The sequence below is a fragment of the Sporosarcina sp. E16_8 genome (assembly GCF_017347095.1).
In the GTDB taxonomy this organism is placed as follows: Bacteria; Bacillota; Bacilli; order Bacillales_A; family Planococcaceae; genus Sporosarcina.
This window is the reverse complement of the sequence record NZ_JADPRZ010000010.1, coordinates 1-11,750: the sequence shown is the minus strand read 5'-3', so window position 1 is coordinate 11,750 and position 11,750 is coordinate 1. Positions and strand designations below refer to the sequence as shown.

The 11,750-nt window shown below is 40.4% G+C and carries 11 protein-coding genes and 2 riboswitches; of the genes, 6 read left to right on the top strand and 5 right to left on the bottom strand.

Annotated features, from left to right (window positions below; all coding sequences use genetic code 11):
• Positions 1–9 precede the first annotated feature (9 nt).
• The 3 genes from I2484_RS09435 to I2484_RS09425 form a co-directional block, all read right to left on the bottom strand.
• Positions 10–828, bottom strand: coding sequence for a MetQ/NlpA family ABC transporter substrate-binding protein (locus I2484_RS09435; protein WP_207150789.1), 819 nt, complete (start codon positions 826–828; stop codon positions 10–12).
• A 37-nt stretch (positions 829–865) separates the two neighbouring features.
• Positions 866–1,954: an iron-containing alcohol dehydrogenase family protein gene (locus I2484_RS09430; protein ID WP_346014175.1), complete on the bottom strand. Its 1,089-nt coding sequence runs from the start codon at positions 1,952–1,954 to the stop codon at positions 866–868.
• Positions 1,955–2,066: 112 nt separating this feature from the next.
• Positions 2,067–2,185, bottom strand: a riboswitch (SAM riboswitch).
• Between the two features lie 133 nt (positions 2,186–2,318).
• Positions 2,319–4,259, bottom strand: coding sequence for a GTP-binding protein (locus I2484_RS09425; RefSeq protein ID WP_207150788.1), 1,941 nt, complete (start codon positions 4,257–4,259; stop codon positions 2,319–2,321).
• 120 nt (positions 4,260–4,379) lie between these two features.
• Here I2484_RS09425 and I2484_RS09420 point away from each other — a divergent pair, with 120 nt between their 5' ends.
• Complete coding sequence (locus tag I2484_RS09420) at positions 4,380–4,556, top strand: hypothetical protein (RefSeq protein WP_207150787.1); 177 nt, start codon at positions 4,380–4,382, stop codon at positions 4,554–4,556.
• Between the two features lie 62 nt (positions 4,557–4,618).
• Here I2484_RS09420 and I2484_RS09415 read toward each other — a convergent pair whose 3' ends face one another.
• Positions 4,619–4,846: a hypothetical protein gene (locus I2484_RS09415; protein ID WP_207150786.1), complete on the bottom strand. Its 228-nt coding sequence runs from the start codon at positions 4,844–4,846 to the stop codon at positions 4,619–4,621.
• Positions 4,847–5,111: 265 nt separating this feature from the next.
• Positions 5,112–5,303, bottom strand: a riboswitch (cobalamin riboswitch).
• 227 nt (positions 5,304–5,530) lie between these two features.
• Between I2484_RS09415 and I2484_RS09410 the strand changes: the two genes are divergently transcribed.
• The 3 genes from I2484_RS09410 to I2484_RS09400 all read left to right on the top strand — a co-directional run bounded on the left by I2484_RS09410 (position 5,531) and on the right by I2484_RS09400 (position 8,283).
• Positions 5,531–5,965 (top strand): membrane lipoprotein lipid attachment site-containing protein, encoded by a 435-nt coding sequence (locus I2484_RS09410; RefSeq protein WP_255551267.1) that lies wholly within the window; start codon positions 5,531–5,533, stop codon positions 5,963–5,965.
• A 124-nt stretch (positions 5,966–6,089) separates the two neighbouring features.
• Complete coding sequence (locus I2484_RS09405) at positions 6,090–6,926, top strand: class I SAM-dependent methyltransferase (RefSeq protein WP_207150785.1); 837 nt, start codon at positions 6,090–6,092, stop codon at positions 6,924–6,926.
• A 94-nt stretch (positions 6,927–7,020) separates the two neighbouring features.
• The gene (locus I2484_RS09400) at positions 7,021–8,283 is read left to right on the top strand and encodes an MFS transporter (protein ID WP_207150784.1); all 1,263 of its coding nucleotides are present in this window, start codon (positions 7,021–7,023) and stop codon (positions 8,281–8,283) included.
• Positions 8,284–8,342: 59 nt separating this feature from the next.
• Here the strand turns inward: I2484_RS09400 and I2484_RS09395 are convergent, their stop codons facing one another.
• The gene (locus I2484_RS09395; protein ID WP_207150783.1) at positions 8,343–8,975 is read right to left on the bottom strand and encodes a CBS domain-containing protein; all 633 of its coding nucleotides are present in this window, start codon (positions 8,973–8,975) and stop codon (positions 8,343–8,345) included.
• Positions 8,976–9,214: 239 nt separating this feature from the next.
• Here I2484_RS09395 and I2484_RS09390 point away from each other — a divergent pair, with 239 nt between their 5' ends.
• Together I2484_RS09390 and I2484_RS09385 are read left to right on the top strand one after the other, a co-directional pair.
• Complete coding sequence (locus I2484_RS09390; RefSeq protein ID WP_207150782.1) at positions 9,215–9,859, top strand: LytTR family DNA-binding domain-containing protein; 645 nt, start codon at positions 9,215–9,217, stop codon at positions 9,857–9,859.
• 131 nt (positions 9,860–9,990) lie between these two features.
• Positions 9,991–11,505 (top strand): acetyl-CoA hydrolase/transferase family protein, encoded by a 1,515-nt coding sequence (locus tag I2484_RS09385; RefSeq protein ID WP_207150781.1) that lies wholly within the window; start codon positions 9,991–9,993, stop codon positions 11,503–11,505.
• The last annotated feature ends 245 nt before the right edge of the window (positions 11,506–11,750 follow it).

Below are 11,750 nucleotides of genomic sequence, written 5' to 3'. Positions count from 1 at the left end.
CGAAAATAATTACCAGGAAGGAATAATGGCTCCATCAAATGTTTCCTCGATGAATTTCTTTACTTCTTCTGAACGATACAAATCTATAAACTGCTGAACAACTTCTTCATCCTTAGATTCAGTTCTTACGGCAATAAGGTTCGCGAATGGAGAATCCTTTGGCTCAATAAATATCGAATCTTTTGTTGGAGAAAGACCGGATTCTATTGCGAAGTTAGTATTAATAGCTGCAGCATCAAGTTCATCTAGTTGGCGAGCAATTTGTGCGGAATCAAGTTCAATAAATGCATAATTATTCTTGTTTTCATCAATATCGTTTACCGTTGCATTTAGACCGACACCGTCTTTAATCGTAATAAGACCGGCAAGTTCAAATAGCAAAAGTGCACGGCCGCTGTTTGTTGGATCACTAGGTAATCCGATTTTAGCACCGTTTTTCAGTTCGCCGATAGCCTTTACTTTAGATGAGTAAACACCCATAGGGAAGGTAACTGTGTCTGCTACTTTTACTAGATCCAGATTACGGTCTTTTACCATATGATCAAAGAAAGATTCAGTTTGAAAACTGTTTATATCAATTTCATTTTCAGCTAAAGCTACGTTTGGCATTACATAATCATTGAACACTTTTAGTTCAATAGTCAATCCGTCTTTTTCTGCCAGTTCTTTTACTTTTTCAACAATCTGTTCGTGAGGGCCTGCCGTTACGCCGACAACTAATTTACCATCGCTTAGTAAATCTGATCCTTCCGACTTATCCTTGCCGCCACAAGCTGTAAGCGCCCCAACAACTAAAACCAATAAACTAGCTAACAACCACTTTTTCATATGAATTCTCCTATCCATCTCTGTTTTTTGTTGGTGCTTATGAATAATGTAGCTGTTCAATTTTCTGCATTGCAGTTAGCACGCTTTCTTCAGTAATCTTTGTATCCATAAAGTGTATAGATTCTTGAGGCAACAAAGCCTTTTTAATAATTCTTGTTAGAAGAACATGATCTTTGGGATCAATTGCTAAATTTGTTAAACTGATTGGCAATCCCCATTCAAGATAATAGCCCATTAGTTTTAGTAGTTCATCTTCTTTTTCTTCTAAAGCCAATTGGACTAGTATTCCGTATGCAACGAGCTCCCCGTGTAGAAAGCGTTTCACTTCCTTTGCTTCGGTAAGTCCGTTATGTATGGAATGAGCGCCCGCTACTCGTCCCGCTTTGCCACCAAATCCTCCAACCATTCCGCCGGTCATGATAATGGCTTCGATAACGCGGACTAATTCATCGGAAACAGTGCCTGTTGAAGTAGATTCTAGTGCAGCCTTACTATCTTTTAGAAGGACGTCCCTACATATGGCTGCCGAGAATTGTGAAACTTTAAGCCAAACGGGAAACTCCATATTTTTATAAAATGACTCAATTAACGCATCGGCCTCATAAAACTTTGCCAAGGTATCTCCAATGCCAGCTTTTAAATAGTGAATAGGGGATTTGGCAATGATCAAAGGTTCAATAAGCACAAGTGTATTCGCTAGAGGGAATTCCGTATAATGTGTAAAAGTTCCCTTTTCATCGTAAAACACACTAAGCGGAGTCCATGCAGCACAGGTGGAAGCAATACTTGGAATTAAGATTGATTTGATTCCAGCTTTTGCAGCTGAAGCCTTAGCAATATCTAAAGCTGTTCCGCCCCCAATACCAATTACTGCATCCACTGCGTTTAAAGATAATTGATTAGCGATATCTTCAACGGTCTGTAAAGTACAATGTCCTTCGATAAATGTGGAATTGGCACTTGCTCTCTTTACGATTTCATCAGGTAAGTAGGGGCGTACAGCATTCCACGCCTTTTTCCCTGAAACAATATGGAGTTTTTGAACGCCTAGCTCCGATAAAAGAGTTTCTAGTTCCATCAGTATCTTTTCACCGATTCTGTAATTGCCGGGTGCTCCTTGAACGATTGATTGTGTAATATCACTCTCTCCCTTCTATTTATTTATGTATAAATCAAATGAGAATAAAAAAATCCTCTCGTCAAAGAGAGGATTGAATACACTTATGCTGCAAGTGTTTCTCTCATTTTTCAAAGTACAAAGTACTTTGCTGGATTTGGCACCTTTCTTGTTTAGAAATTAAACGCGAATGGTTGCCGGGCATCGTAGGGCCAGTCCCTCTGCCGCTCTTAATAAGAGGCTTTTTATTAAATTAAGAATACTAGTAATAGTATATTCATTTGAAAGGAAAGTCAATCACATTTTATTGTAAATTGTCGAAAGATGCCGAAAGTAATATACCTATTGAAGAAAACAATCATAAAGTCTTCCCTTATAAACAATGCATTGCCTTCTCGGCTTCATCCCACGGGACTGAATAGCCTTTTCCTTTGGTCAAGAAAATGGAGGTGGACGAGTATTCAGGATCCGCTTCTTTGTTATAACCGATTTCTTCAATGACATTATCCTGGTTGTGACAGCGGTCATAGCCCCCGAATAACAAGCTAAGCGTCCCTTTTCCGTGAGTGAACGAAGCAAAGGCGGCGCTATAATTCATAAATGTAGCGACTGGAACGCGCCCTTTTACAATTACTTTTTCACCAATTGTTTCTGGTGCGTCAAAGCTGCCATGTGCTTGTTGAATGTCTGACAGCACTCGTCCCATATTATCCAAATCCACTTTTACTTTGAAATCGTAGTAGGGTTCGAGCAACGTATTGGTAGCTTGTTCTAGACCTTGTCGCAGAGCCCGGAAAGTGGCCTCTCTAAAGTCACCCCCAGACGTGTACTCATTATGGCTTCGTCCCGTCAGTAACGTTATTTTGACATCTGTGAGGGCTGAACCGGTTAATAAACCATGATGCTCTCGTTCAAATAGATGGCTGCGTACTACGTTTTGGTGACCAATAAGTAAATCATTTGCATGGCAGACGTTATAGAACTGTATGCCGCTATCTCTTTCACCTGGTTCGATTAATAGATGGACTTCCGCGTAATGCCTTAAAGGTTCAAAATGACCATAACCCGTTACGGTTGTTTCAATGGTTTCCTTATAAAGTATTTTAGGTTCGCCGAAAGAAACTTGAATCGAAAAACGCTCTTTAACAATTTGTTGGAGTACTTCAAGCTGGATGACGCCCATAACATGAACATGAATTTCTTGAAAGTGTTCATCCCAAAAAACGCGCAAAGAGGGGTCCTCCGCGTCTAACAGGTTAAAGCATCGAAGCACTTCTTTGACATGGATGGAAGCGTCGAAAATCACTTTCGACTTAAGGGTAGGAATCATGTCAAAGGTGGCTTTTTCTTGTAGCGCTCCAACGCCGTCACCAATGGATGCTTGCGTTAATCCGGTAACGGCGAACAGTTCACCGGCATGCACATGGTCGATTGCTTTGAACTTATTACCGTTATAGACGCGTATCTGTGTAACTTTCTCCGTGTAATCACCATAGTTTACTTCGTCTCTGACACTTAGCGTGCCGCTTAATGATTTAAGGAAAGTGACCCTATTACCACTGTCATCATGGCGAATTTTATAGACCTGTGCAGCGAAATCACTGTCATCATCGTAAGAAGTTGATGTCAATACATCGAGCTTCTCGAAAAACGTCATAACGCCAATGTCCTTGAGTGCAGAACCACTGGAAAGAGCGAAGACTTTATTGTCGCTAATCATTTTCTTTAATGTTGCAAGCCACAAATTCGTGTCGTAACCTGATTCCATATAGATTTCAAGAAGTGGTTCATCACGTTCTGCGATAAATTCAATGAGTTCCTCTTGCATGACACCGTCATTAAAAGAGGAGGTAATATCACAGATGTCTTCCGATAGATTGGCGCGAATTTCATGGAGTACGCTTTCAATGTCCGTTCCTTCACGATCCGTTTTATTGATAAAAAAGAACGTAGGCACTTGATGTTTTCGCAGTAGCTGCCAAACAGTTTCAGTATGGCCTTCGACGCCGTCGCTTGCGCTTATGATAATAATGGCATAGTCCATCACTTGAATGGCGCGTTCCATTTCAGGAGAAAAGTCGACGTGCCCAGGTGTATCAATAATGTAGTAGGTGGATCCGTTATAGGAAATGGACGCCTGGTCTGCAAAAACCGTAATGCCTCTTTCTTTTTCGATTGTATGGCTATCAAGGAAGGTATCTTGATGGTCCACGCGTCCTCTTTGTTTAATGCTTTTTGTGTGATAAAGCAGTTGTTCAGAAAAAGTTGTTTTTCCTGCATCTACGTGTGCAAGTATGCCAATTGTTTTATACATAATGTCGCTCCTGTCCGTTTCTTGCTACTACCAGTAGTATAGCAAATCTGAATTGGGCGAATGGGGTTAAATAGGTGTTATACTGAAAAGACAAATTTAGTGTGAGGGAGGAATTAGATTATGAAGTATTCAAAAACGAAGATGGAGAAGCTTGTGAAGAACGATCCAGAGCTGACAAAACGTCTGAAACAGATAATGGGAGAGCTTGACCTGGAGAAAAGTTTCGCGTTGAAAGCGTTGTATCATGCCGATGTAAAAGACGGTGGAAACCATCAAAGAAATTATCAGGAACTGTAAATACCTTAAAAGCGTGGAAAGTCTATTATGACTACCACGCTTTTTTTGATGTCTTTTTTAGCTTAGTCTTCTGGTGAACCAATTACTTCGAGTTTGATTTCATCAAATGCTTTTTGGAGATTACGCGAATAAAGGCTTTTTTCCTCTTCATTTATAGTCGTTGTTTTTCCGATTTGCTCTTCATAATAGGACTGGGTTGAAGACAGTGATTGTGATTCGCTTACGATGAGGTTTGTCATTAAGACATGTTTGAATGCGTCCAGGTAATATTCTTTTGTTCCAAATTTCATTGGCTAAAATCCCTCTCTTTTATGGAAATAAAAAAGCATCTTCCTAGTTAAATATCAGGAAGATGCTAGTATGCGTAAATCTGTATGGTCGCTTGTTGCCGTAACGAATGGTTCGTAAACAGAAGAACACTATTGACTGCATAGTGAAAGAAGAGGTATTGAGTCCTCTTATGTTTCTTCCCGATTACGTTCTTTCGTACGGCGGCTTTTACAAGTAATTGCTCGATCATAGCCGCACTTAACACCTCCTATCCGCGTAGGTTATTGGTGTGTACTGAAATAGGCAGGTCTCCTGGCTCATGATCTTCGCGTTCTTTTCCCTTCCCATTCGTAACGAACAGTGGATTTGAAAAGAGCACTCCCATTTACAGTTGCGGGACAGCGTCGGTTTTCCACCGAACTTCCCTTTTAAGCTTTTATACAAAGGTAAAAAAGCACCTAATTTCTACACGTTATTCAGTTGTGCTTTTACTATAGCATAGATATTGGTGACGTGAATGAGTTTACAAATCTTGCAGTAATCAATAAAAACACGAAGAAAAGAGGGATTCCAAGGTTGAAAATGTAAGTAGTATAGTGAATCGGTAGTATAGCTAGTAATAATTTGGTAACTGTATAGCTTGTGATTAATAACGAAGATTTTCTGTTTTAGGAAAGTAGACTTTCAAGACAGGGGGAAGTAAATTGAAAAAAATACTCATGTTATTATTTACAGTATTGGTATTAACGGCTTGTGCGGAAACGACTAACAATGATTATAAATTTAAGGGAGAAAGTGAACACTGGGAAGCCGAATATGTTTATACCGGAACAGAAGTATGGAGGAAAGATAACGGCAATAGAACGTACTCCAGCGAAGATAGCTATCAATTTATATTGAAATACAAAGGATCTTTAGAGGAGTTGTCTTCAATAAGAAAACTTAAATACGCCCATGAAACAACTTCGAGTAGTGGGGAAACGACGAGAGAATTCGATGGGCCCCCTGAAGTTCTATCATTTACAGCAAGCGGGGCTTCAAAAGGCGGAGTAATAGTGAGAGAAGATGAAGTGATACAAGTAAAAGTGAAATGGGGTGACCTGGAAGAGTCATTTGAACTGCATACTAAAGGCAAGTGACTTTTTTTGGTACTTGATACTTGCATAAAAAAGGGGAAATAGGAGATTTTGGCGAAAAGAGCTTTAGAAAGGTATTTGGGTGGAGGTCGTGCACCTAAATATGTCCATAAAATGAGGTGTGTAAATGAAAGATTACGTGATTACAGACATTGTAGAATGTATGGCTTCGGGTGAAAAGATTCAACGAATTCAGACGGAGCATCGTCTTAAGCTCGTTGAATCCTGGGGAATCAAAGAAGGAAGTAATGTTTTAGAAATCGGTTGTGGCCAAGGTGACACGACGGCTGCGTTAGCGTACATCGTCGGAGAACAAGGGTTTATCCATGGTATAGATATTGCGTCACCAGATTACGGTGCCCCGATAACAGTAGGTGATTCTGCCCGTTATTTACAGCAGTCAAAGTTAGGAAAACAACTTAAAATGGAGTTTAACGTTGATGTTTTATCGGCGGAGGTAGATTTTCCTGAAAATAGTTTCGACTATATTGTTTTCTCACATTGTTCTTGGTACTTAAAATCATTCGAGGAACTCGAGGGGATTTTAAAGAAGGGTAGAAAATGGGGCAAGATATTATGTTTTGCTGAGTGGGATTCAAGAATTCAAATGATTGAGCAATACCCGCATTTCTTGGCTGTGTTTATTCAATCCCAGTATGAGTGTTTCAAAGAAAGTAGTCTTTCGAATGTGCGTACACTGTTTACGCCGGCTGATGTTAAGCGTGCTGTAGAAAACGCAGGCTGGACGATTAAAGAAGAGCAATCTATTCATTCGCCCCAGTTGCAAGATGCGAAATGGGAAATTGACATGACGTTAACGAATTACAAGGTGGAAATTAATAATCTTGTTGATTTGCCTGGAAAACTAAAATCACTTATTCAATCTGAAGTAATTTTATTAGAAGAAGCGCAAAAGGATCATGTGATTAAACCGTTGTCAACATACGTATTTATCGCAGAATAGTAAAGTTGTGCAATTGTAAAATTTTGATTTTTCCTTATTTTTCAACAACCCTTATTGTACACTGTAAGTAGGGAGTGAGAGGGGGAATGAGGGCGTGAAGAAGTACAGTAAAGAGGAGAACAGTTGGATTTTCTATGACTGGGCAAACTCAGCGTATTCGATTATTATCACGACTGCGGTGTTTCCGCTTTATTATAAGGCGGTTGCAACAGGCGCCGGTGTGAGTATGTCGAATTCGACTGCGTATTTGGGATATACGGTTGCCATTGCGACATTCATACTGGCGATGATTGGGCCTCTTTTGGGGACAATTGCGGATTATGAAGGATTAAAGAAGAAGTTCTTTCTATTCTTTTTCCTAATGGGGACAGCTGCGACGGTTTCATTGGCGTTTGTACCTAGTGGGAATTGGCTGTGGTTATTGATCATTTACACCATCACCGCCGTGGGTTTTCACGGGGCGAATATATTTTACGATGCATTTTTAGTAGACGTTACACCAGAAGAGCGAATGAACAAGATATCGGCAAGAGGTTTCGGGTTGGGGTATATTGGGAGCACGATTCCATTCATAATCAGCATTGCTATTATTCTTTTGGCTGGTAAAGAGATTATTCCACTCACGACGTCAACCGCAAGCAGGATAGCCTTTGTCATTACAGCGATTTGGTGGTTTGTGTTCACAATTCCGATGGTCAAAAATGTTCATCAAATCCATGGTATTAAGCGTGAACCGAATTTATTGGCAAGCAGTTTCAGACGTCTCGGCGGTACATTTAAAGAAATCCGCAAATACCGTACAGTTTTTTTATTTTTATTGGCTTATTTCTTTTATATAGACGGAGTTGGAACAATTATTTCAATGTCCACGGCTTACGGATCGGATTTAGGGATTAGCGCAGAAAACCTTCTTATTATCTTGTTTGTCACGCAAGTTGTGGCAGCGCCTTTTGCGATTCTTTATGGTAAATTGGCGCAGAAGTTCACGGGGAAAAAGATGCTATACGTAGGAATCTGTGTCTATATCATTGTTTGTATTTATGCGTTTTTCATGAAAACAACAATGGATTTCTGGGTATTAGCGATGCTTGTTGCGACGTCACAGGGCGGTATTCAAGCGCTAAGTCGTTCGTATTTTGCGAGACTTGTTCCAAAAGAGAAATCGAATGAGTTTTTCGGCTTCTATAATATTTTCGGTAAATTTGCGTCGGTCATGGGCCCTTTACTTGTAGGGGTGACTGCACAACTGACAGGAAGCTCCGCATACGGGGTATTTAGCCTGGTTATTCTGTTCATTATCGGGATCACTATTCTCTCCCGGGTACCTGAACCGGATGTGGAGACAACGACGACATGATAAAACTGAAAAGCGTTGCACACATTCTACAATGTGTGCAACGCTTTTCAGTTTATCTCTCAATCAACTTTTTCGATTTTATCAACTTGCAGAATCCTGAAACCGCCTTTTTCAAGTTTTTCGGTTAGTTTTTCGATTTCTGCATCGGTCATTCCACTTTCAAGTGTGATGACTACTCTTCTGGCAAGGACAGAACCGTTATCCAGCGTGAACATGCCTTCAATATTTTCGCCACGTAGCGTTTTCGTTAGTTTTTCAATCATGCCTTTGGCTTCAGTCGAAGATATTGTAAGATTGATTCCCCCCGTTTTTAATCCGAAGGCATCCGCTAGTACACTTTCAACTTTGTTGTGTGTTAAAATCCCAACAAGTTTGCCGTGTTCGACAACGCTTAAAAAAGGCAATGCCTTAATTTTGATGAGGGCAGTTAAAAAGGAGGAACGTTCAGTTATGAATGTATCCTGATGCTTCAGTAAATGATCAAATTCCTCGCTTTTCTCGCCGTTTTCTTCATACAGATATTCAATCAAGTGAACTTTATAAATCATACCTTTATAGTTGTCCTCACTGTCGACGACCGGAATACATCTGTATCCGCTCGCATTGATTACATCTAGCGCTTCGCCTACAGTTTGATTGTTATTTACAGTAGAGACACCAAGTCTCTCCAGTAGCAAGTCTCTTACATGCATGGTTATTCCCCCTTGTTTGTTAGTTTTCTGTATTATCACAATTTTATATTTATGATAGTGTTATTATAATCAATATACAGGAAGTTGTACAATCAATTATACAACAACGCCCCGTAATCTAGATGTATATTGACTTCAAAAAGGATTATTCTGGTGTTTTTCCAAATCAATTTAGTATCTAGTATAATAGAGAGAACGCAAAAGAATAAATCGTGAAATGAGCAAAAGGGGAAATAAAAATGGAGAAACTAAGTATCAGTGCACTGTTAGATGTTATTGGAGAAGTATTTTCGGATGAAATTTCTATAGCCGTGTCAAATACGGAAGAGTACCTCTATTATCTGCCCAGCAAGCGGGTTGATTTAAAAATTAGCCCGGGTGATCCCGTGAAGGAAGGTACGATTGCGCAGAAGGCGATTTCCCACAAACTAAAAGTGTCGGAGTTCATCAACCGCGATGTGTTTGGTATCCCTTATCACGGAATGGCGGTTCCGTTTTATAAGGACGGGAAACTAGAGGGATGTGTAACTGCAATTTACCCAGTGTATACGGATGGGAAATCTGTCGTTACCGTTAAAACGCATGATGGATGGATTCCAGTCCCTTTCGCGAACGTGAAATACATAGAAGTGAGTGACCGAAAAACGTATGTGATGGCGGAGGGTATTTCAGGGACTCATAAAAATACATTACAAGAATTTGAATATCTATTGCCGCGCGAGTCATTTGTAAGATGCCATCGCTCCTTTATTGTCAACGTCCATCACATCAAGGGTATTTATCCTGATATGCACTCGACTTTTGTTTTAGAAATGAATAATGGATCAAGAATTCCTGTTAGCCAATCGTATTCAAGTTACTTTCGTAAACTTTTAGGGTTTTAACTTGATTCGTGCTGCTTTAATCGCGTAATTTAGTGCTTTGTCGGTTAATTCCTTGTCCAGCCCTTAATTCCTCATTCATGTAAGTGCTTAAGTTAAAATTAACTAAAGGTTATGAATTGGGGCGTCTATGGATGGGAAATCATATGGATCGTATTAAAAATGTTCAATTGAGAGACGTCGTTGTCTCGCCAGAAGAGGCGGCGTCTTGGATTAAAGATGGTATGACGCTAGGGTTAAGTGGATTTACACGTGCAGGTGATGCAAAGGCGGTTCCGTTAGCATTGGTGAAACGTGCGGAAACAGAAACATTCAAAGTGAATGTATTTACGGGCGCATCGTTAGGGTCTGATATCGATCGACTGTTTGCTGAAGCTGATATTATACATAAAAGATTACCATTCCAAGCCGATCCGACAATGCGGAAAAAGATTAATGACGGTGAACTTCTATTTGTAGATCATCATTTGTCGCATACAGCAGAACTCATTCGCGCGGAAGTCGTCGAGCCAATTGACTTCGCAATTTTGGAAGCGGTTTCAATCACTGAAGACGGAATGATTATTCCAACGACCTCGGTCGGCAACTCATTGACGTTCGCACAACATGCAAAAGCAATAATTATTGAAATTAATATGGCGCACTCTATGCAATTGGAAGGGCTGCATGATTTATTCGATCCAGGTAAACAAGGTGAAAGGTCGCCGATTCAGTTAATGAAAGTAGATGACCGAATTGGTACGATTGGAATTCCTATTGACATGAAAAAGGTGCAAGGAATCGTTTTCACGGATCAACTGGATTCTCCATCTACGATTGTAGCGCCGGATCAAGAAACGGAAATCATGGCAGAGCATTTATTAACATTCCTTCGTACTGAGATTCAAGCGGGTCGGTTAACAGAAAGTTTAGCACCGTTACAGTCAGGAATCGGATCGGTAGCGAATGCGGTTCTTCACGGAATGATCAACTCAGAGTTTAAGGATTTAGAAGTATATTCAGAAGTACTACAGGACTCTGTGTTCGACTTGATTGATGCAGGAAAAGTTCGTTTTGCTTCTTGTGCTTCAATTACATTATCTGAAGAGAAGATGGATCACGTCTTTAATAACTTTGAAAAGTATCGAGATAAGTTAATTATGCGTCCACAGGAAATTTCGAACCATCCGGAAATTATCCGTCGCCTCGGCTTGATATCCATCAATACGGCGCTTGAACTCGATATCTATGGAAACGTCAATTCAACACATGTTTCTGGTACGAAAATGATGAACGGCATTGGCGGCTCAGGAGACTTTGCCCGCAATGCACGTCTTGCTATTTTTGTTACGAAATCAGTGGCAAAAGGCGGTAATATTTCAAGTATTGTCCCGTTCGTTTCGCATGTTGACCACACAGAGCATGACGTTGATGTCGTTGTGACAGAGCAAGGCTATGCGGATTTACGCGGACTTGCTCCAAGGGAACGTGTTGAACTCATTATTGAACGTTGCGCACACCCAATGTACCGTGAGCAACTTCGTGCATATTACCAAGAGGCGCTTGAAAGAGGTGGGCATACGCCACATATCTTAGAAAAAGCATTCTCTTGGCATACGAATTTAGCGAAGAACGGCACGATGCGTGAGCTTGTTGAAGAGTTGGTTTAATAAATAAATAGAGAAAGGGTTATCCGATTTAAGGGTAGTCCTTTTTCTGTTTTTAGATAGGGGGGTTATTTGATAGCGTGAGAGACCGAGCATATAGGTTTGCTGTTCGATCATATAGCGTGCGAACCGAGCATATAAGCAAGCCGACCGATCATATAGCGTGCGAACCGATCATATAGCGTGCGAACCGAGCATATAAGCAAGCCGACCGATCATATAGCATGCTAACCGAGCATATAAGCAAG